At 68.3% G+C, this 21,474-nt stretch carries 15 protein-coding genes; 5 read left to right on the forward strand and 10 right to left on the reverse strand.

What is annotated here, in order from left to right; all coding sequences use genetic code 11:
• Positions 1–21 precede the first annotated feature (21 nt).
• From ISU07_RS14770 to ISU07_RS14780, 3 genes are all read left to right on the forward strand, one after another.
• Positions 22–426 (forward strand): nuclear transport factor 2 family protein, encoded by a 405-nt coding sequence (locus tag ISU07_RS14770; RefSeq protein ID WP_194707587.1) that lies wholly within the window; start codon positions 22–24, stop codon positions 424–426.
• 183 nt (positions 427–609) lie between these two features.
• A complete protein-coding gene (locus tag ISU07_RS14775) occupies positions 610–2,196 on the forward strand; it encodes an amino acid permease (protein ID WP_194707588.1) in 1,587 nt (528 codons plus the stop codon).
• Between the two features lie 268 nt (positions 2,197–2,464).
• Positions 2,465–2,950 carry a universal stress protein gene (locus tag ISU07_RS14780; RefSeq protein WP_194707589.1) on the forward strand — a complete coding sequence of 162 codons (486 nt, stop codon included), beginning with the start codon at positions 2,465–2,467 and terminating at the stop codon, positions 2,948–2,950.
• A 64-nt stretch (positions 2,951–3,014) separates the two neighbouring features.
• Here ISU07_RS14780 and ISU07_RS14785 read toward each other — a convergent pair whose 3' ends face one another.
• From ISU07_RS14785 to ISU07_RS14820, 8 genes are all read right to left on the reverse strand, one after another.
• Positions 3,015–3,710, reverse strand: coding sequence for a DUF4386 domain-containing protein (locus ISU07_RS14785; RefSeq protein ID WP_194707590.1), 696 nt, complete (start codon positions 3,708–3,710; stop codon positions 3,015–3,017).
• 559 nt (positions 3,711–4,269) lie between these two features.
• A complete protein-coding gene (locus ISU07_RS24850) occupies positions 4,270–13,701 on the reverse strand; it encodes a SpvB/TcaC N-terminal domain-containing protein (protein ID WP_194707591.1) in 9,432 nt (3,143 codons plus the stop codon).
• Positions 13,702–14,049: 348 nt separating this feature from the next.
• Positions 14,050–14,511 (reverse strand): hypothetical protein, encoded by a 462-nt coding sequence (locus tag ISU07_RS14795; RefSeq protein ID WP_194707592.1) that lies wholly within the window; start codon positions 14,509–14,511, stop codon positions 14,050–14,052.
• Between the two features lie 74 nt (positions 14,512–14,585).
• Positions 14,586–14,756, reverse strand: coding sequence for a hypothetical protein (locus ISU07_RS14800; protein WP_194707593.1), 171 nt, complete (start codon positions 14,754–14,756; stop codon positions 14,586–14,588).
• Between the two features lie 191 nt (positions 14,757–14,947).
• Positions 14,948–15,988, reverse strand: a complete 1,041-nt coding sequence (locus tag ISU07_RS14805) for a family 16 glycosylhydrolase (protein WP_194707594.1) — start codon at positions 15,986–15,988, stop codon at positions 14,948–14,950.
• A gap of 196 nt (positions 15,989–16,184) precedes the next feature.
• On the reverse strand, positions 16,185–17,405 hold the full coding sequence (locus ISU07_RS14810) for a cation:proton antiporter (RefSeq protein ID WP_194707595.1): 1,221 nt from the start codon (positions 17,403–17,405) through the stop codon (positions 16,185–16,187).
• 125 nt (positions 17,406–17,530) lie between these two features.
• Positions 17,531–17,977, reverse strand: a complete 447-nt coding sequence (locus ISU07_RS14815; RefSeq protein WP_194707596.1) for a PRC-barrel domain-containing protein — start codon at positions 17,975–17,977, stop codon at positions 17,531–17,533.
• Between the two features lie 168 nt (positions 17,978–18,145).
• Entirely contained in the window at positions 18,146–18,430 is a 285-nt protein-coding gene (locus ISU07_RS14820) for a Fe-S cluster assembly protein HesB (RefSeq protein ID WP_194707597.1), read from the reverse strand.
• Positions 18,431–18,616: 186 nt separating this feature from the next.
• Here ISU07_RS14820 and ISU07_RS14825 point away from each other — a divergent pair, with 186 nt between their 5' ends.
• Entirely contained in the window at positions 18,617–19,018 is a 402-nt protein-coding gene (locus tag ISU07_RS14825; protein ID WP_228521985.1) for an STAS domain-containing protein, read from the forward strand.
• Complete coding sequence (locus tag ISU07_RS14830) at positions 19,015–19,461, forward strand: hypothetical protein (protein ID WP_194707599.1); 447 nt, start codon at positions 19,015–19,017, stop codon at positions 19,459–19,461. Before ISU07_RS14825 ends, ISU07_RS14830 begins: the two co-directional genes overlap by 4 nt.
• An 18-nt stretch (positions 19,462–19,479) precedes the next feature.
• On the opposite strand, the gene ISU07_RS14835 is transcribed toward ISU07_RS14830, so the two are convergent.
• Both ISU07_RS14835 and ISU07_RS14840 read right to left on the reverse strand, forming a co-directional pair.
• Positions 19,480–20,022, reverse strand: coding sequence for a GerMN domain-containing protein (locus ISU07_RS14835; RefSeq protein ID WP_194707600.1), 543 nt, complete (start codon positions 20,020–20,022; stop codon positions 19,480–19,482).
• 113 nt (positions 20,023–20,135) lie between these two features.
• Complete coding sequence (locus ISU07_RS14840) at positions 20,136–21,473, reverse strand: HAMP domain-containing sensor histidine kinase (RefSeq protein ID WP_194707601.1); 1,338 nt, start codon at positions 21,471–21,473, stop codon at positions 20,136–20,138.
• Between the last annotated feature and the right edge of the window lies 1 nt (position 21,474).

Genomic DNA, 21,474 nt, shown 5'->3' on the forward strand with positions numbered 1-21,474 from the left:
GGAGACTGAGGAGAAGATCAGATGAGCGAGCACCCGAATGCCGCCGTCATCAGGTCGGCCTACGAGGCCATGGGCAAGGGAGACGTGGCTGCCTTCGCGGCGCTGCTGGACGACGACATCATCTGGTACGAGTCCACGTCCGGCATGGAAGGCGTCTACCGCGGACGTGACGAGGTGATGGCCTTCCTGGGCCAGGTCTTCCAGCAGTCAGGTATGCAGATGAGCGTCGTGATCCACGACGTGCTGGCCAACGACGATCACGGCGTGATCTTGCACGAGAGCACGATCACGGTCGGGGACCGCAGCCACACCGGCCAATACGCCGACGTCTACCACCTGCGTGAGGGGAAGCTCACGGCGCATTGGCACCTAGCCGTCGACGCCAAGGCAGACGCTGCATTCGCCTCAGAGGTCTTCGCGAGCTGAGAGCTTCCACCACGGGTCGTTCGGCTCGTCGGGGACGAGGCCGGTACGACGGGCCGTCCTGTTGACTTTGCGGACTCCACGCTGTAATGAAGGTCGCACGGGGTGGCGCGAGCGTTGCCTGATCTCCCGGGGAAGACGTACCTCGCAGCCGACGACGATCCGTTGGTGAGGCAGGGGGTCCCCATGGCCAGGAACACAGTCCGCGGCGCGGTCAAGTACGTCGAGGCCGAAGCGGAGTACTTCGCCCGACGGCGGCTACGCCGGCACGCCGCGTTCTGGTCGATCTGGGCTCTCGGCGTCGGAGCCGTCATCTCGGGCGACTTCTACGGATGGAACGCCGGCCTCACCACCGGGGGCCTCGGAGGTCTGTTGATCGCGACCGCTGTGGTGGCGGTCATGTACTACGGGTTGGTCTACTCCATCGCCGAGATGGCTCCGGCGCTCCCGCACACTGGCGGGGCCTATTCATTCGCCCGGTCGACGATGGGGCCTTGGGGAGGGTTCAGCACGGGGCTGGCAGAGAACATCGAGTACGTCATCACTCCCGCAGTCGTCGTCGCCGCGATGGGTGCCCTGATGCAGAGCATCGTCGTCGACATCTTCTCCATCTCCGGCTCGCCATGGTGGAACAGCCAGCCGTTCTGGTGGCTGGTGTTCTATGTGATCTTCGTGGCCATCAACGTCCTCGGCATCGAGGCAACGATGCGGGCGACCATCTTCGTGACCGTGCTCGCGCTCGCCGTCCTTGCCTTCTTCTACCTGGCGGCGCTGTTGAGCGGGAAGATCGACACCGGTGCCTGGTTCAACATCGGAGACAACGGTGAACAGGTTCCCAACGGCGAGGGGTCATTCCTCCCGCACGGGGTCAAAGGCATCTTCCAGTCCCTGCCGTTCGCCATTTGGTTCTATCTGGCGATCGAAGAGCTGCCGCTGGCCTCGGAAGAGTCGGTCGACCCGGCTCGGGACATGCCGAAGGCCGCGCGCTGGGGGATGCACACCCTGCTCCTCGCCAGCATCCTCACCCTCTTCATCAACTCGGGACTTGACGGCGGTTCGTACGGCATCGGCGCGTCCCTCACGCCGCTCTTCGACGGCTTCAAGGCGATCTTCGGCGACAACATGGGCGCTGCGCTGCTCGGCCTGATAGGTCTCATCGGGCTGATCGCGAGCTTCTTCACCATCATCTACGCCTACGGGCGCAACACCTACTCGCTGTCGCGGGCCGGGTACTTCCCTCGGTTCTTGTCCATCACACACGGAACACGTCAGACCCCGCACGTCGCGCTCATTGCCGGTGCCATCGTCGGGTACTTCGTCGTCTGGCTGCAGTGGCAGGTCACGGAGTCGGGTGGCTCGAGCAACGTGGTGGCCGCCGTCCTCAACATGGCCGTGTTCGCGGCGGTGATCTCCTACGCCCTCCAGTGCCTCTCGTTCATCCTGCTCCGGCGCCGGCTGCCGCACATCGAACGTCCCTACCGGAGTCCGCTGGGCATCCCCGGCGCGGCAGTGGCGGGCGTCATCGCCGTGGTGTCGCTGGTCGCGGTCTTCCTCAACGAGGCCTACCGTCCCGGCGTCTACGGAGTGGCGATCTACTACGTGCTCGGCCTTCTGTACTTCGCCATCGCGGGCCGGCACCGACTGGTGCTCTCGCCCGAGGAGGAGTTCGCGCTGACGCTCGGTGAGCACGGGCACCCCGAAAGAGAAGGCTACGGCCGGACGCACGTCGGTGACATCGGCGAAGCTGGTGAAGACCGACCGGCATCTCGCTGACCTCACACCAGGAGCGGGCCCGCGGTCGCACGACCTGCTGGCGGCTCTGCGGGCGTGTCGAGGAACTATCGGGCATCCCTTGCGTGGTCACTGCAAGGGTTCTGATGAGGGGCCATCGGTGTTGCCGTGGGTCTGGCGCGCCGGGAAGTCTGGTCGGGATCGGATTCGACGAGGCGCGCACATGGTTCGAGGTACTTCTCAGCCCACGGGCAGCGGGGCGTGCGAGGAGGTCTCGCGGCACCTCAGCCGCCTGGATGATCGCGGTTCCGTGCCGCTGCGTCAGGCACGTTCGGACGTGCCATGGTTCGGTCCACCCGTCGACCCCGGTGGAGGAGGGCCCCGTCGGCGCATTCTGCTGCCGTACAGCGGATCCGCGACGGCGGAGTTGGCTCTCGACTTCGTCGTGCGGGATGCCGCGACCGCTGGCTCCGAGGTCTGGCTGCTGTACGTGCGCATCTACGACGTGGCACGTGGCGGCTGCTACTACCTGGAGACCCAACGTCAAGCGCGAGCATGCTCGCAGCTAGCCGCTGACAGGCTGCGTACCGCCGGTGTCGCTTGCAGCTGTGTCACTCGCAACGCGCGGCGCGACAAGATCGTCCATACGATCCTCGCTGAGGCAGAGGCCCTTGATGCCGAGCTGATCATCCTCGGAGCCAGGAACCGGACGCGCCTCGGAGAGATCATTCTCGGAAGCACATCTGGCGCCGTTGCTCGACGTAGCCGCCGCCACGTCGTGCTCGTCCACGCATGATCCGACGGCAGCGGGCCAGCGGGACCCCGATCGGACCGGCTCTCAGATCTCGATGCCGCGATGCCTACTTCGTGGCCGCCCTCGGGAGGTCCGGTAGACGAGCCGGCGGAGACGACGGAAGGGTCGCTGTCGTCCGGATTCCTCTCACGATCAGCCAGGCTGCGAGAACGAACTCCTGAACGCCGATAGGAGCGGCGAGGAGGACGTAGTGGGTCACCGGTTGGTCGTTGAAGATCGCGAAGAGACAGGCGACCAGCATCACCGGCATGGCGGCGATGCCCCAGCCGGAGATCCATCGAGGCACGAGGCGCGAGCGGTAGAACGCGATGTAGTACAGGAGTCCACCGACTACGAAGGCCATGACCGCCACGACCGCGGCGCGGTCGTGCGTGACCACCAGTGAGTCGGCGACGGCTTGGTCGAGCGTGCCGCCTGAGCCTGACGTCGGCGGGAGGTCTCGAGCCATGCTGAGAACGGACAGGAGGGCGACGACCCCGGCCACGTAGAAGACGCCCTCGATGGTCCTGAAGACGACGGAGCCGATCGCCAGTCCGGGATGGTGCGGCTTGAGCACCGGGTACAGGGCGACCGCGATGCCGACGCTGCAGCCGGCCGCCACGATGCTGAACAAGAGCGCCACGGCGGTCCGGGTGGAGTGCTGGGCTACCTCCGACAAGTAGCCGGCGCCGCCCATGGACGGGATGAGTGCGTCCCCCGTGAGTGAGGTGATCGTCGCGATGATGAACAGCACTCCGGCCACCCTGGAGATCCTGCGAAGAGGTTGCATCAGAGGTCCTGGGTCCAGCGCCGGGCGGCGTACCACGTGATGGCGACAGTGGTCGCGATCTCGATGATGGAGAAGTAGATGTCGTGCAACGTCGGGGTGGAGGGCGTTCTGCGTGGGAGGTCCAGAGTCCCAGCCGGAGAACCATGGACCCTGTGCGAGCTGGCCATCGCGAACCCCTCTCCACGTGCTCTCGGGCAGATCCCGTCGAGCCTTGACCCTTCTCTGGCCCGGCCGCCGTGGTGCGCGCCCGCGCCGCTCATCCGCGAGGGCCTACCTTCACCCTGCTCTCGACCCGAACGGTCGGACAGAGGCCAAGGGCTCAGTGCACGGGGCCGATGGGGCATGCGGAGGACTGACCTATGGCTCTCCGGGTGCCCCGGCAGAGGCGACGTCTCAGCCGCACGCCTGCCGGGGCCGTCCCCGATCCCGGCGACATCGTCTCGGCCCGCCGGCGGACCGTGACCTGGCCCTCGCGGCGTGGAGCCCCTCCGCGGGTGTCGGGGTCACTCGGGGTCTGGTCGGCGCGCGCGCGTCACTCCTTGTCCGGTCCTGCCGCGGAGGGCGCCGCCGCTAGGGGCTTGGGCGGCGCCTGGGGCGGTGGCGCCGGGTTGTCGTCGGCGCCGGCGCCACCACCTCCGGATGCCTGCGGTGCGGGTACGGCGGCCTGGCCGTCGGCGGACCCGGGCTGCGAGGAAGACGAGACGGCGGGTTGGGCAGCCGTCACCGGAGCGGCCTGAGGCGGCTGGGCCCCCTGTACATCCGGCGCCTGCGGTGCCGTCGTGGCGTCGTCGTCGCCTGAGCTGCCAGCCTTGGGGTCCGGAGCCGGGCTCTTGGCGTCCTTCTTGCCCAGGCCGAAGAACTTCACCTTCCAGGAGCCGTCGTCACTCTGCTCGATCTTCAGCGCGGTGGTGAAGTCCGAGACCTTGCTGTTGGCGTCGTCCCAGCCCTCGATCCGCTTCTGCGTCGTCCCGTCGTTGCGACCACCGAAGGTGATCGCCGGGGCGACGCGTGCCGCCCGACTCTCCTCGGAGATGGTGAACGTACCGCGCTGGTGCTTGGAGAAGTCGTCGCCGAAGTCGAACGCCGCGCGTGGTGCGCCACCGGTCGGATCGACGTAGCGCAGTGGGTTCGCTGCGGCGTACGTGTAGGCCGACAGCAGTGAGGGATCGTCGACCGCTGCCATGGGGTCCTCGGTCAGCAACGGCTCGGGACTGTAGAACTGTTGCTCGCGGGGCGAGAACCAGCGCTGCCCGAAGTTGACCAGCTCGTAGCTCTTGTCCGTCCACCCGCCGGCGAAGAGGTACGGCGTGTCCTTGGTCGAGCTCTGACCGAGCACCCAGGGTTGGCCGGTCGGAAGGTAGTCGACGTACTGGAACACCTTGCCGACCTCGTCGGTCGCGACCCGCAGACTGCCCTGCAGGTCCTGGTGGAGGTACTTGATCGTGACCGCCGGGCGCGGCTGGCAGGTGCGCGTCGACGGGTCGTAGAGCTTGCTGGTGGGGCAGGCCGCAGGGGTCGCGACCACACACGCGCCGTCGCTGGGGCACGTGCACAGCGTGGTCGTGGTGTCGGCGCAGGTCGGAGTCGGCGGCTGGACCTTGTCCGGGTCGGTCCGGTGGATCGCCACCATTCGCTCGCCGAGGTAGACGTTGGCGTAGCGGTGTCCGTCGTTGGCGGTGTTCCAGTGGTCGTTGACGAACCACAGGTGGCCACCCGCGCCCCACTCCAGGGTGCGGTCACCCTCGGCGTTGTAGCGGTACTCCGTGTCGTTGTTGGTGCCCTCCTGGATCCGGGTGACGCGGTTCTCGGCGTCCCAGGTCAGGTTCCGTGAGACCTCCCCGGAGCCTCCGGAGCAGGGCTCGCGCCAGCCGGTGAGGTTGCCGGTGAGGTCGTAGGTGTAGGTGCGCGCCCCTCTCTTGGCGAGCTGATGGATGGTCTTCCCGTTCTCGTCCTTGGCGTACTGCACGTCGGCCGCGGACTGGGAGTAGGTGTTGTGCAGGTCCTGGTTGTCGGCTCCTCCGCCGGATCCGGAGGCGGCGTCACAGGTGAGCAGGGCGGTGCCACCGCCGGTGCCGCCCCCGCCCTTTCCGGTGGTGGTGGCAGCGGCGAGAACAAGCCCCGACGGGGCGAGCGTGCCGGCTGCGGTTGAGGTCTTGCCACCCTTCCCGGTCGTGCCGGTCGTCGTGGTCGACTGCGTCTTCCCCAAGAGGTTGCCGTTCGGGGCATAGTCGGTGACCAGGCTGAAGTCGCGGTTCTGCTGCCGGTCGACATAGGTGCCCTGACCACCGGTCAGGCGGTAGAACCCGTCGTAGGTGTAGTCCTGCTGCGATGGGCCGGGCACGCCGTTCTCCGGGACCGGTCCCAGGGAGGTCACCTTGGTCGCGGACCCGTTGTCGTAGAGCCGGTTCACGGCGTCGCGGACGTTGCCCGCCTTGTCGTAGGTGTACTGCAGCCGTTGCAGCGGGCGGGCGGTCGACGTCGTGCCGTCGTACTGCTGCTTGACGGTGGAGTCGGTCTGGATCCCGGCGAGGAAGCGCCTGGTCGGCTCGTAGCGGTACTTCGTCCTGACGCCGTTGCCGTCCATCATCTCCACGGCGGTTCCGAACTGGTCGTATCCCACGGCGTCGACGTAGTGCAGGACGAGGTCGGGTCGGTGGACGACGTTCCCGTACTGGTCGTACAGATCGGTCTGAGGCGTGTGCGAGACCAAGCTCGTCGGTCGCCCGCCGAGGTCGTAACCGTGCTGGAGCACCTCGCCGTTGGGGTAGGTCAGCGTGTCCAGCCGCGTCAGGCTGTCGTAGCTCCAGCGAGTCGTCCACGTGGCCGGCGTGTCGACCGTCCCCTTGCCGAACGGGTCAGCGTTCTGCGTAGCGGTCTCCCGCTCGACGTTGCCGTCCACGTCGTAGCCGTAGGTACGGGTCATAGAGCCGTCGGAGACCTCGGTCACCCGACCGACGCCGTTCTCGGTGGCGCCGGCGTCGCCGTACTCATAGCTCACCGACGGGGTGGTGTCGGAGTACGTGGTCCCGAGCATGCGGTCGCGATCCCAGAGGTACGTCGCGGTGGTCCCACGGGCCCGCTTCTCGGTCAGCAGGTTGCCGGCGGGCGCGAAGATGCGCCCGACCAGTCCGCCGTCGGGTGTGTCGACGGCGATGTCGTTGTCGATGGGGTCGTAGGTGTGGGTGGTCCGGGCCCCGGCGGAGTCGACCACGGCGGTCAGGCGCCCGAGCCGGTCGTACTCGTAGTTGGTGCTGATCGGGCCGGGGGTGCCCGTCGACGCCTTGATCCTCGGCGGCGCGATCACGGTGGACGCCGAGGGCAGGGTGGCCAGCGGGCCGGCAGTGCCGTCCGGGTTGTTGGGTGCGACGGGCGTCTCCTTGCGGAGGTAGACCGCGCCCCCGACGTCCGACCACTCCTCGGTCTTCTTTCCGAGAGGGTCGGTGCTCGTGCGGTGCAGCAGCCTCAACGGGTCGGTGGAGTAGACGTGGGTTGGGTCCGGGATGACCGCGTAGTCGTAGCTCTGGGTCTCCTGGGAACCGTCGGGGAGTACCTGCCTGGTGGGTCGGTCGAGCGCGTCGAAGGACCGCACGAATGGAGCGGTGATAGGCACGCCGGCTTGGGCGAGGCCGGACTCCGAGGTGTTGGTGTTGTACGTCGACAGCGCGTGTCCGGCGACCGTCTCCACCGTCGGGTACCACTCCTTGACGGCATGACCGAGGGCGTCGTACTCGACGGCTCCCTCGACGATGCGGGCTTCACCGGCGATACCGGCGACCTCGGCATCGCGTTTGTGCTGCACGACTCGGCCCATGCCGTCGACGAAGGTGACGGTGTCGATCGTGTTGGCCGGGTGGAACTTGTCGTACTGGTGTGCGGCGGCCCATACGTGCGGGCCACTCGGGTTGAGCGTGGCGTCGAACGGGCCGTGGTCGAAGGTGATCGTCGCGCGCCCGGCCGCGTGCTCACGCGGCGCCGCAACGGATTTCGTACGGCCGAGGGCATCGTACGTGTAGGACGTGACCTGACCGTTCTCGTCCGTGCGGGTGGCCAGCCGCCCGGTCAACGGGTCGTAGGTGGCCCTGGACTCGACGCCGTGGTTGTCGGTCACCTGGCCGATGTCGGTGAACCGGTGCGCGTCGAAGACGTAGTCGACGCAGTAGTGCCGTGCGTCGGCGTCTGGGTCGAGCGAGGTGCAACCGTCGAAGGTGAGGTCGTTGGACTCGACGTGGGAGGCCGGGAAGTCGTTGCAGGCCGGCCGTTCGCTGTCGGGGCTGAGCACGGAGTTGACGTTGCCGTGGGCGTCGAACGTCATCTCCGTGATCGCGTACAAGTCCTCGTGGCAGTCGTTCTGCGAGGCCGGGGAGACGAGCTCGGCCAGGCGCACGGGGGCAGCGTTGACACAGAGGTCGGGCCCGCCGTCGCGGCGTTGCATGACCTCGCCAGAAGGCTGGTCGTTGCCGAAGACCGTGACGGTCTGGGGCACTGACACCCAGCTCTCGTCCCCGCCGAGGACACGGTCGCCCTTGCGTGGCGCACAGCTGGGATACGTGAGCGTGGTGAATGTGTCGTCGCCGGTGGTCTCGGACTCGTTGCCGTCGTGAACGCCGGTGACGTTGCCGAAGTTGTCATAGGTGTAGTCGGTGAGCTGTTGTTGCTCATTTCCGTTGGCGTCGCGGCCGCGCAGGTCGTCGCGCGTCAGCACGGGGTCCATCGCGCGGTCGAGCAGGTCGAACCGGTTCGAGTCGCGCACGGCGGGGAGACTGGTCGGATCCACCACGGAGCCGAACTCGCTGCTGCGAGGGTCGGCGTCGAGGAGCACGTAGGTGTAGCGCCGGTCCTGGACGAGGGTGCCGGCGGCGTCCTTGGTGGTCTCGCGAACGAGCAGGCCCTCGTCGAACGGGTTGGCGTTGCGGTAGGTGCGCTCGAATGAACGCAGGGTGCTGCCGTCGGCGCCGAGCTGCTCCTCGGTCACCGTGCTGAAGCCGAGCTCCTCGCGCAGGGCCGGGTCGAAGACAGCACCGGAGTAGTCGAACATCGACTTCTGCACATCGACACCGTCACCGGAGCGTCCGTCCTCCATTTCCACGCTCTTCATGACCCACATCGACTCGGGGTTGGTCGTGGTGTTGCCGGTCCGCTCGTAGTCGAGGCGGAACTGCCCACCGAGCGGGTTGGTCACCGACTTCAGCAGGTTGGTCCGGCCGTGCTGGTTGAGCCGCACCTGGAGGTCGTTGTCACTGGTGCTGCGCACCGAGTCGGGATAGCCGTCGCCGTTGACGTCGGTCAGCTGCACCTGGTCGGTGGACCGGGTGTAGCCGCCGTGAACGCCGGGGTTGATCACGATGTAGCACGCCACCAGGCAGATCGGGCCGATGTAGATGCTGAAGTCGACACCCCCGGTGAGGGCGGTCGAGCGGGACACGGAGGTCTGCCCGCCCGGGAGACTAACGCCATTCATGTTGCCGTTGTCGTCGGCGAGGGTCGTGTCCTCCTTGTTGGCGTCCACGCGCACGTCACCGTGGAAGTAGTTGCCGTAGTCGACCTCGGTGCGGCCCATGCCGTCGGCGGACCCGAAGACGGTGCGCGGATCGCCCTCGGCGCCACCGCGTACCTTGTTCGTCCGGTCCGGCACTCCGTCGCCGTCGATGTCCTCCCACCCGAACAGGCCGTAGCCCGCCGACTCGGAGTAGGCGATGCCGCCCGCGAACTCGTAGGCGTCGAACTGGAAGCCTGCCGACAGGTTGCCGGTCACGCTCTTCTCGTAGGAGAGACGCCCGGTGGACCACTGGACAGCCTTGTTGGCGAACCGGTAGCCGAGGTTGAGGCTGACCCAGATCTCGCCTGAGGTATAAGTGTCGACGCGGTCCGGCAGGCCGTCGCCGTTCATGTCCTCCAATGCGCGCTCGAAGATCGTGCCGCTCGCACCGGCCACAGGTGTCAGGCCCTCGCGAGAGTCGGTGAGGTCGGAGGTGACGGTGTTCTTGTCGCCGTGACCGCTGGTCGAGGATTGGGCCTCGCCGTCAGCGATCGGGTTGGTCCATTCCGCGGCGAGATCGAAGCCGAGCCCGACATTCATCCCGCGCGAGGTCTTCTTGCTGGTCGGGGCGGCCTTCCCACCGCCCTTGCTGGGACCGCTCTTGGACTTGGGGCTGATCGCGATCGCCGACCCGCTCAGTCCGCCGCCGAGGGCGAGCGAGGTGTCGAACGAGTCCTCGCCGATGTCGACTCGCCCAGCCAGGGCGCCGCGCGGGCCGGTGACGTCGATCTTCGTGCCGGAACGGATGTCGGGCAGGCCGTCGCCGTTGTAGTCCTCGAACTCCGTGATCTCGCGACCGCCGCCTGCCGCGGCGGTGAAGTTCGCGACCAGGCCGACCATGATGTTGAAGTCGCCGTCGATCGAGGTCATCAGGGGGGCACGCCGGCCCTGGGAGGCGCTCGCCGCCTTGGGCACGGTGATGTCCTCGCCGAGGCGGTCGGCCTGCATGTCGCCGGCTTCACCGAAGATGGTGTCCTTCGGCCCGGAGCGCCACCGGTCCGCGACGTCGCTGCCCGAGGACACCCACGGCACGAAGGGGAAGACCTCGTCGAAGTCGCCGGCGGAGAGGTGGTCACCGCGCGCTTCACCGGGCGTTGGCGAGTCGGGAATCTCCGTGTCCTCGTCGTAGGAGGCGAAGTCCTGCTTGACGTCGAACTGCGACTCGACGAGCGGGTCGCCGCCCTTGGCGCCGTCGCCGTCGGCGTTGTAGCCGGCGTAGCCCCAGCCCCGGTTGGCCGATGGGAACACCCCGTCGATGTCGGGCCAGTTCAGCGGCGCGCCCGACGCGACGTCCGCGGTGTCGGCGTCGACGTCGTTGCCGTCGTCGTCCTGCGTCCGGTAGGTCACGTGGATCGTGCTGCTCAGCGCGTTTTGCGAGGCCAGCCGAGCGCCGACCGACGGGTCGGCCGCGCTGACGTCGAGCCAGTAGGTGGTGCCCTCCGTGACGTCGAACGTCAGGGTCTGGTCCTCGTCGAACTGACGCTTGGACAGGGGCGTGGTGTCCTTCTCGGTCGCCACGAAGGTCTTCTTGGCGACTAGTCCGAGAGTCGGGCTCTTGACCGTGATGGCCATGTCGCTCGATCGAGCTTCCTCGCCGTCCCTGGTGCTGAACGACGGCGTGAGCCCGGCGCCGTTCAGGACGACGTGGAGCTTGGCCTTGCCCGTCTTGGGTGCCGTCCACGGGACGTACGCCGAGGTCAGGGTGGAACGGCCGAAGACCCGGACGTCGGGGACCACGGGGATGTCCAGCGGCACGCCGAGGTCGTCCACGGTCGACTGGTCGGTGCTGTTCAGCTGCAGCTCGGGAGCGGTGGGGTCGAGGTCCTGGAGCGCGATCTCGACCCCGAGGAACGTGGGATCGATCGGCGAGTCGCTGATGACGTGCACCTCGATCCAGTCGCTCTCCTCGAAGTCGTCGGAAGTGTCGTTCGGCTTGTCCCCCGGGTTGGTCGACGGTGCGGTGACCGTCAATGTCGTGGATCCGGTCACCGCCGTCGTGGTGTGCTGGGGAAGCGTCGTGAGCGTGGCCGTCGTACCGGCTCCGCGGCCGCGGCCCTTGACCAGCAGGACCTGGACGTCGTCGGACAAGGCAGCGCCCGGCGTGAGAGTCACCGTGACCTTGGTCTGGCCCGGGTCGGTCAGGCTCGTGCGGGCACCGGTGCGGCCGAACGTCGTGAAGTCGGTGGAGGCCCGGTAGACCGACTGGCTGCGCCCCTGCGCGTCAGTGGACCAGGACGACGTGCCGGCGTCCGAGTAGGTGACAGTGGGGTCCCAGGTCACGTGGTCGCCAACGGCCGTCGTGATCACGTGGACGCGGAACCACACCTGGTCGCCGGCATCGACGTGGAACGAGGTGTTCGGGTTGGCCGAGGCGGCACCGGCGTCCAGGACGGTCGACCACATCTTGGTCTCGTCGTGCTCGATGCTCACCTGGGCCCCGTCACCGTTGTAGTGAGCAGGGTCCACGAGGGCGACCGGCCCGATGATGTGGATGGTTCCGGTGAACGGCGCGACCCACCGGCGCACCGTGTCGATCCGCGGGCTCGAGTCCTCCAGCAGCTGGGTGAGGTCGGCCGGCATGTCGTCGGCCAGGGACGAGACGAAGTCGTCGAGCGGCACCTCGAGCCGGGCGGCGATGGGGTCGATGGCCTCGCTGTTCACGAACTTCGGGGTGCCGGAGGAGTCGAGCACGTTGTACCAGACCGAGCGGTCGCCCTTGATGAAATCGACCCTGCCGTCGCCGTTGACGTCGGTGAAGTACTCCTGGCCGAAGGAGAAGCCGAAGCCGCCACCGACGTGGATGGCGACGACCGGGTAGGCCTCGAAGTGCAGGTCGATGCGGAGGTCGCTGGACCGGCCGAGGGAGTCGATGCCGGTGATCGACTTGGTCTCGCCGAACCACGACCCGTCGCTGGCGTTGGGCGACCCTCCTGGCCGGTGCAGGTTGGGCCGGTACTTGATGGAGCCGTTCTCAGCCCACACCCGGTCGGGCAGGCCGTCTCCGTTGAGGTCGACCAGGGTGCTGTCGGTGACCGACTGTCCCCCGGCGATGTTGAACGATCCGCCGAAGGAGCCGATCTTGCTCGGGATCACGGGGTTGAAACCGATGTAGGCGCCGCCGTCAGCGCCGCCGCGGTAGGAGCTGCCCAGGGCGCTGCGCGCATCGATGTTGACATGACTGTTGGCGCTGGCGGTCGAGGACCTGCCCCACTGTTCCGTGGGGCCGAAGCCCTGGTAGGCGCCGTTTGCGTCGTGCACGTCGTCGTACCACTGGAAGACGTGCGACGGTCCGTCGGCGCCGTCGCTGCCGAACTCCGTCACCTTGGTCAGCAGCGACTTGTCGTAGGGTCCGCTCTGGTTGTAGGTCAGGTTCCAGCCCTTGACCAGCCGCGGCGCCGCCCCGCTGTCGTAGTGCTCGGGGCTGAGGTACTCGACCTTGATCCGGCGCAGGAGGTCCTTGACCACCAGCGGCCGACCGCCGCTGGCGTCGACGCCGAAGTCCTTGCGGCGCGTGGTGCCGCTGACGTCGCCATCCCGCAGGAAGGTGACGCGGTACGCCGGCTCGTCGGGGTTGTCGGCGTCGACGAAGTGGAAGCCGGTGTACTCGATCGAGCGGAGGTACATCGAGACCCCGGTCGGGTCTCCCCCGGACTCGGACTTCTCACCGAAGGAGACGCCCGTCTGCTTGTCGTAGTAGTAGCGCGTGACGTTGCCGCTGATGTCCTCGACCCAGGTCAGCCCCCAGAAGAACTCTCCGTTGCCTCCGCCGTCCACCCCTGGGTCCCCGACGGTCGCGACGATGGCGGACGCGTCGCGGTCGCAGGTGCCCGCATCGTTGGGCGTGCCCCCGTAGTAGCGGGTGTTGCCGTCCTTGTCGCTGACCTTCCAGCAGTACTCGCCGGGACTGCTGCCGTAGCGCGCGATCAGCTCGCGCTCGTCGTCGACCGTGCGCACGAAGTCGGCCTTGACGTCACCCACGCGTGGCGCGAGGTCGGTCCGGATCGCGTTCGGGTACAGGCGGTCACCATCGAGCTCGTAGGTCTCCGACTCCTGGTCGGTGAGGTAGCGAGGTGCACCGAACTCCGTGTCCAGGGTGATCGCACCGGCCGAGACGTCCCACCCGACGCCCACCCAACCGTTGCCGCCGCCGGAGTTGTAGGTCAGCGCCAGGTCCGGCTGCACGCCGCCCCGCCCGGCCGGGACACTGAGCGGCAGGGCGGCACTCGCCGACCCGTCAGGACCCGCGACCGGGGGCTGCACGACGTCGACGCCCTCGGTGGGGTCGGCGTACTGCAGGCTGGTCAGGTCGATGTCCCCCAGGCTCGAGGGAGTGGTGTCCGGGACGTCGTCGAGATATCCGTCCGCAGGACTGCCGGTCGCCTGTCCTGCGAAGCCGACCGGGCGCAGGAACATCACGGCCAGGGCCAAAGCCAGGAGGACTGTTCCTCGCCACCGAGGAGCATGGGGCCGACGACCCGCCTTGCGCGCCCGGAACTGGTCGAGGCTGCGGCCGAGAGAGAACACGTGACCGGACATGAAAGCCCCACCTGTCAGCGCACTGAAGGCGGCTCGATGCGTCCCCCCTCAGCCCTCCCAAGCGGACCGGACGCGAGTCTAGGAGTGCCACCACGGCGACGCAATGGCGCACACGGGCCATGGGTGGCCTTGTTGTGGCACACGACGACGAGACGCGATTCCGCCCCAGATGGTCCACGCAGCCCTTGGTACGGCCGTCGACGGGACCCGCACTCGAGCCGTCCGGCTCCCTCCCAGCACTCAGGCAGCTTCCCTCTCGTTGGCGCGACCGTCTGGCGGTTCGGGGTCTGGCGCCTCTCCTCGGTGCGTTGCCAGCCAGAACTGAACGCCGATCGTGAGCAGGTAGGTCCCCGTGCCGATGAACCCCACGGCCGGCCACACCACCGAGCCACTGAGCAGATGGTTGGCGAGCCAGACCAGACCGATGCTCGTCCCCACCGAGGGCAGGTGCACGCCGCCCCAGACGCGCACCTCTCCGGCAGTCTCGGGGGCGAGCACGCCGTTGATCCCCCCGAACGCGAAGGCCCCGACGGCGGCGAAGGCAGTGACAGCGCCGGTGAGGAGGAGCACCGCATCCGCAGCCGAAGGCGACCCGTGCGCATGAGTGGTCACCGCGCCGGCTGTCCACAGCGTCAGGGTGTAGCCGTACGGCGCCGCGCTGGCCGCCACGACTGTGCGCAGGTGCCGTTGGTAGCTGGTCATGTCTGCTCCCGCATCCTTCTCGATCTGTCAACGCGAGGACGAGACTCGGGGACGGTGTCTGCCAAGGCTGCTCGTCACGCCGCCATGGTCTGCTCGTACACGGCGAGGCGCCCATGCCCGTCAACGAGGTGGTCCGCGCTCGCCATCATGGCGTTGATGCTCGGCAGGTCACCCTCACCGTCGCGGCTGCCATTGCCCCGGTAGACCAGGATCGTCGTCGCGGGTCCGGCCCGGATGAATCTCACGTCCTCGACCCGGTACCACACCCACGGGGCCGCTGCCGTGACCTAGGCAATCCCACTCGCTCCGCTCGATGTCGAGGAGGGTTTCCGGCAAGTCGTCGGCCATCTGTCGAAAGTAGCCGCTCGCCTTCGCCGGGCGGCCCTGAGCAGCGACAACGAAGGGCCGCAGACGTCGGGAACCGACTGCCTCAGGTTCAGCGGCCGGTCTCCCAGACGCGCACCCAGTCGACGGCCATGTGCTGGGGGAGCTGTCGGTCCTCGATCTCGGGGAGCTCGTAGTCGGAGGAGAGCAGGCTGAGGATGAGGTACTGGGGGACCCGGGAGATGCGGCCACCGACCCGCCAGGTCTCGCGGCCGTCGATGCGGAAGATCAGCCTTCGTGGTGTCCACTGCACGGAGAAGACGTGGAAGCTCTTCCCCCAGCCGTCGCCGGGCCCATGGAGGAACCTGTCGGAGATGTTCGCTCCGGTCTTGACGATGTGGCCCGCCTCGTACCGGTGGATGTAGCTGAAGAGGCCACTCCGCTTGTGGGTCCCCCCGAAGAACTCGGTGACGTCGATCTCGTGGCCCGTGCCGCCCGGGTACATCCCGCCGATCGGCTGCATCCAGAAGCTGCCGTGCTGGCCCCGCAGGCGTGGGAACTTGATGCGCGCCGCGGCGAAGCCGTACCTGAAGGAGAACGACTGGTCGGTGCCGATGTGTCCGTTGAGGCGGTAGGCGTACCTGCCGGCGATCTGCCCGTTCTTGAGCGCCGGGCACTTCGTCGCCCTGCTGGGGTCCCGCATGACGCGGAGCCGCACGGCGCCGCCGCCGACGCGCACAGCCTTGGCGCTCCCCTTGGAGCACCTGCGGAGGCTCGCCGGCTGGTACGTCTGTCCACGATGGGACCAGGCCGGCGACAGGGACCTGCCTCCGAACTGGTCGGTCCAGGTCGGCTTGAGCCACCGCGCGGTGCTGACCGGCCGGCTCTTGACCGCCGGAAGGCTCCGGAACCGGCCCGCCACGACCCGGTAGCGCAACGCCTGGTCGTTCTTGCTCGCCCGGGCGCCGAAATCGATACGGCCGTCGGCGTCCTGGCGGACCGTGTCCACCGTCCGCCACGAGGAGCCGCGTAGCACCTGAAGCCGTACGATCCGCCCGACGGCGATGGGCTTGACGGTGGCGGTGAAGGCCGCCTTCGCGGCGTTGGGCCTGGCTACCCGGCGACCGTGCTGGACGATCTGTGGCAGTGCCACCAGGCGGACACGCTGGGAGTCGCTCGCACGAAGCGACGTGCTGGGACCGGGTTCGGCAGCGGCCGCAGTCGAGCATGGCCCCGTGATGAACATGAGGCAGGCGAGCATGGACAGGGAGGTGGCCCCGAGGGCACGAACGGCAGACATGAAGAACTTTCTTGGAGTGGCGTGTGGTGGGCGGATGCCGGGCTGAATCTCACGCTGTGGTGTCGAGGGGCCCGGCTGGACGCTCGATCGGCTCGCCGGCGTCGTCGTACTGTGCCAGCCAGCGGGCGATCGCGACGTCCGAGCTGCTGTGCGCCAGGACGGAGAGCAGCACGGTGACGGCCACCAGGCCGAAGACCGCTTCCGCGTCGTCCATGCCGCTGGAGAGCACGATGACGGCGTAGGCCACGCTGGCGAAGCCTTTGGGTCCGAACCATGCGACGGCTGCGCGCTCACGGCGGGTCAGCCGGCGGTGGGGAAGCAGCGAGATCAGCACCGGGATGGGCCTGGCCAGCACGATGACGAGGACCGCGAAGACGAGTCCGCCCACTCCCGCCAAGCCGAACACGTGGCCGTCGAGCAGGGTGGCGAACGCCAGGAGGGCGACGCCCTTGGTGAGCTCGCTGAGCAGCTCGCCAGTGTGCCGAAACGACTCCGATGCCTGCGGACTGAGACTGGCCACCACCGAGCCGGCGACGAACGCGGCGATGAACTGGTTGGCGTGCACCAGGGAGCAGACGCCGAACAACAAGATAGCCACGGCCACCGGGCCGAGCGGGCGCAGGCGCTCCACGGCCTCGACACCGGGGACACGAAGCACGGCCCCGACGACCAGCGGCAGAGCCACCCCGAGAGCCACCCCGACGGCCAGCTCGAGGAGCAGGACTCCTGGGTGGGTGCTCCAATCCTCCGGGGACCCCCCGGCGAGTCCGGCGAGCAGGAGCACCGCCGGCAGTGCCAGACCGTCGTTGAGGCCACTCTCGACGTTCAGCAGCGAGCGCACACGATGAGGCACCTCGTCGCGCCCGACCAGAGCCGAGGCGAACACGGGGTCCGTCGGTGCCAGCACGGCACCGACCACCAACGCGGCCGGCCAGGACAGTCCGACCACTCCATGCGCGAGAAGAGCCACTGCCACGAACGTCAGCGGCATCCCGATGCCCAACGCGAGAGCGGGCGCCTGCCATGCCCGGCGAATCACGCGCCACGGCGCGTGCTGGCCATCGGTGAACAGGATCGAGTAGAGAGCCAGCTCCGCGGCTCGTTCGACGGTGAGGGCGTCGGTGGAGACCACTTTCAGGACCAGCGGTCCGACGAACACGCCGACCGCGAGGAACACCAGGCTGGACGAGAGCGGGCTGCGGTCGGCCAGCGCCGACGTGAGCACGGCCAGGAGCAGGGCGACACCGAAGGCCAGTGCTACGGCTGTCACGGCAGGGCCTGACGCGCTGCACCCTGACCCTCGTCCAGCGCTCCGGTTCGCACGGATGGACAGTATTGCCGACGGCCGCCACCCAGACGCCGGGCCGCAGCCTCGTCAGCCTCGGACCCATCCGATCAGCGCCGCAGGAAGTACGGTGCAACGTAACCGGCGGTCCAGAAGGGCATGACGCCGTAGCGCTCGTAGACCTCCGCAAAGGGCGGTGGGTCGACGAGCTCGGGCCGGTAGCCCTCCTCGGCGAGGCCCGGCGGGTCGGCCCGGTGCCGTCCTTCCCCATCGCCGGCTGGGTGCCCGCGATCGACGTGTACACGATCGTCCACCCGGGTGATCGCCTCGACCGGGACGAGGCGCTCGGTGACGCCGAGGCCCAGGATGCCTCCGGAGACCACCGACAGAAGGCGGGCACGGCGCTCGACGGGGTCGATGACCAGGTCTTCGACCTCGCCGAGGCGGTGTCCGACGTGCGTCACCACGGGCAGCCCTCGTACGTCGTCAGCAGCGTGAGCGAGCTCGAGGTCGCTGGCGGCGAGGTAGACCAGGCCGATCTCGTGTGTCTGTGTCATGGGGGTCCTTCCTGAAGTACTGGTGAGGTTGTCGCGGTCTTGCTCAGCAGGCCCGCCGCACCTGCTGCGCTACTCGGCGGCGACGTTCGACGCGTACGGCGACGGCTCGCGCTCGGTCGAGAACCGCTTGTCGGCGCACGGCACGTGCCGTGTCCAGCATCCCCGCCTTCACGGCGTCGCTCGCAGGACGAAGTGCACCCGACCAGCCGGGTCGGTGATCGCGTCCAGCTCTCCGCCCTCCACCCGCCGAGCCGCGTCCGGTCCGAGGTAGAGCCGGGCGCCACTTTCCTCGAGCACCGCGTCCCCGGGACGCGGCTCCTCAACCGCACGTACCTCCAGAGGTGCGCTGCGCTTGGCGCGACGTCCGATGCGCAGTCCGGACGTGGGCTTCAGGGTGGGGTGAGCCGTCACGCGGCGCATGACGGTGAGGGCCTTGGGAGTGATCGTGAGCACTGGTGCACTCGCCTCCTTGGTGGAACATCGGCCTCGGGATCTCCGGCGGCCAATTCCATCCAGACATGGCCCGCGACCCAGGACAAGGTGTTCGCCGGTACTGCTCGCAGGTCGTCGAGGGTTCGTCATGAGGCTGCAATGTTGCCGTCACTGCATCGGTCACAGAGGCCTGGAAACGTGCGCACCATGAGGCCATCAGACCGTCGGCACCTTGCGCTGGCGCCGGAGCCAGGAACGTCTGACGCGATTGCCGTGAAACCGGTATTGCTGCTTCGCGAAGCCGGGCTGGCGCACACGTTCGACAACCTCCACGCCCGCCTCGACGCGGCCCTGGAGACCGGGCCTCGCGTCGTCGTGGTGGACATGTCGGCGATCGGGCAGGTGTCCTCCACGACCATTGCCGCCCTCCTGTGGGTCAAGCGACGGTGCTCGGCGCGCGGGGTCGAGGTCCTGCTGCGAGGCTCCTCACGTCGCAGCCTGGACACCCTGCGGCGGGTCGGGCTCCTGGGCCTGCTCGACGTCGAAGGGGTCCCGTCCCGAAGCACTCAGCTGAACCCCACACCCGCGTTTCGGGAGGTGCGACGATGAGAGCGCAGCGGATCCCGAGCCCTTCACCAACAAGCCGTACCGGCGAACCCACGCTCGGCGTCACGCGCATCGACCTGGTCTGCGGTCCCGCCATCGAGCTAAGTGCAGAAGCCTTGACGAGGCGATGGGCGCAGGACAGAGCCTTGCGCGGACCGATCGTCGAGCGCCTCGCGACGCTGGCCCTGACGGCGACCGAGCACGGACTGCGCTTCGGACCCCGTGGGCTCACCCTTCTGATCCGGTGGCTCGACCTGGACCGGATCCGTCTTGAAGTGCGCTGGCACGGGTGCTCGAGCAGCGATCCCCCGTGCTCCCGCGACCCCTCCCTAGCCCGGGGTGAGATCGAGCGGGCGGCCGCCATCCTTGACGAGCTTGCCGACGACTGGGGCATCAGCAGCGATGCGCCCGCACCGGTGCACTGGATGGTGCTCGACACGCGCTGAGCTAGCCGACCGATGGGTTCACGACCGCGAGCATCCTGGACGGCCCGACCCGCGGAAGCGCTCGGGCAGGAGCTCGACGTAGTCCTCTGCGGTGACCGGCTGGGCTGTGAGGGCACCGCCGGGGAGCGGCACCTGGACGGGCTGACCGCCGCTCACGAGGAGGACTGACTCGATACCCGGCGCCGAAGCGAGGGTGAGCACCACCTGACCGATCGCGGCCGGCAGGCGCTCCGCGCTGATGGCCGTCCCGTCATCGATGTCAACCGAAACGGTGCCGTCTTCGACCCCGACGACGGCCAGCCGCGTATCTGAAGGGATCGCCGAGGACCTCCCGGACGCCCGAGCCTCGTCCGGGGGCCCCGCCGCCAGCGAGACCAGCAGCTCGTCAACAAGGACTTCGGGCGGCTGCGAGCAGGAGCCAGTGGTCGCCTCCGGGACCAGACGATCGTTGTCGAGCCAGTACACGACCGGCGCGCGACCGAGGTCATCAACGCCACCGGACGCGCTCGGCGGGGGGGCATCGGTTTCGAGTAGCCGGTACGGCACCGTGTCGTCGTCCACCCGTCGTACGGCTCCTCCCCCGGGCAGCCCGCAAGCGGTCAGGAGAAACGCTACGACGAAGCCGACGACCACCCAACGAGGCAGTCTCCCCTCCGCCCCGCGGAAGCGCGACTTCACGGCTTTCCGCTCACGGTCGGCAGTCGAACGATGAAGGCGGCCCCGCCGCCTTCGCGGTCGGCGCACCACACGTCACCACCGTGGTTGCGCACCGTCTGCTCGACGATGCTGAGCCCCAATCCGCTGCCTGTGCCGACCTTCTGACCGCCGGCCCGCGCGAACCTCTCGAAGATCCTGACCCGATCGGCAGCGGCGACGCCGGGACCGCGGTCCTCGACGTGCACATCGACCACGTCTCCGAGATCGACGACTCGTACGGACGTCAGGCCACGCCCGTGCAGGTCGGCGTTGCGGAACAGGTTCGTCAGGACACGCAGCAGTTGAGGACGGTCGATCTCGACGAGGGGGTCGGGCCCATCCTCTGGACCGGCATCCACGACAACGAAGTCGGAGTCAGCCACCTTGAGCGCCTGACGTACCAGCTCGCGGACCCCGGTGGTCGACAGCTCGCCATCATGTGCGCCGGCGTCCAACCGTCCCAGGGTCAGGAGATCTTCGAGCGCCCGTCGGAACCGCTCCAGCTCCTCGCCCATCAGCTGCACCGCCCTGGCCGAGCGAGGTGACAGGTCGGTGGACTTCTGCAGGAGGCTGAGGCTGGTGGTCAACGTCGTCACCGGGGTCCGCAGCTCGTGAGCGACGTCAGCGGCGAAGCGTGCGTCCTGCTCGATCCGGGCGTGCAGCGCGTCGACCATGTGGTTGAACGAACCGACCAGCGCGGCCAGGTCTGGATCGTCGGTGCTGCGGAGCCGGGTCGTCAGATCGCCGGACGACAGCTTGATGGCCGCCGTCGTGACTTCTTTCAGCGGCGTCAGCACACGTCGGCTGGCAGCACGACCAAGCACGGCTCCGCCCACGGTAGTGAGCCCAGCGCAGACCGCGAGAGCAAGCGCGAGGGTCCACAGCGTTCGGTCCAGCTCTTCAGCAACTGACACCTCGTAGTACTGGGCGTCGACCGCGGGCAGCGGGATTCCCACGACCACCGCGTGCGGATCAGTCGCGTCGGTCCAACCAATCCCCACCGAGCCGGACGTCACCACCGGTTGGACGTCGGTGGTCATCTCCGGTCCGGCCGTGTCCAGGGCCGAGGAATACCACTCGCCGTGGCGGCGAACGTAGATCACCGCACCGGCCGGTGGCGAGATGGCACCCAGGACGTCGCTGACCTCAGTGCCCGATGTCAGCAGGCTGTCGCGCACCAGGGCGCTGTCGGTGAAGGCCTGGCGTAGCGCCGTGCGCTCGCGCTGCTCCAGCAGGAAGTGCCGGGCGGAGAAGTACGTGCCGAGCGCGAGCACCGCGGACAATGCCAACGCGCCGAAGGCGAACGCGTACGTCACC

The organism is Nocardioides islandensis (assembly GCF_015352455.1).
Taxonomy (GTDB): domain Bacteria; phylum Actinomycetota; class Actinomycetes; order Propionibacteriales; family Nocardioidaceae; genus Nocardioides; species Nocardioides islandensis.

Bases quoted from the DNA above. Each gene is read 5' to 3' on its own strand.
- ISU07_RS14770 (WP_194707587.1), top strand. From the start codon at position 22: ATGAGCGAGCACCCGAATGCCGCCGTCATCAGGTCGGCCTACGAGGCC.
- ISU07_RS14775 (WP_194707588.1), top strand. From the start codon at position 610: ATGGCCAGGAACACAGTCCGCGGCGCGGTCAAGTACGTCGAGGCCGAA.
- ISU07_RS14795 (WP_194707592.1), bottom strand. From the start codon at position 14,511: ATGACCAGCTACCAACGGCACCTGCGCACAGTCGTGGCGGCCAGCGCG.
- ISU07_RS14815 (WP_194707596.1), bottom strand. From the start codon at position 17,977: ATGACACAGACACACGAGATCGGCCTGGTCTACCTCGCCGCCAGCGAC.
- ISU07_RS14825 (WP_228521985.1), top strand. From the start codon at position 18,617: ATGAGGCCATCAGACCGTCGGCACCTTGCGCTGGCGCCGGAGCCAGGA.
- ISU07_RS14830 (WP_194707599.1), top strand. From the start codon at position 19,015: ATGAGAGCGCAGCGGATCCCGAGCCCTTCACCAACAAGCCGTACCGGC.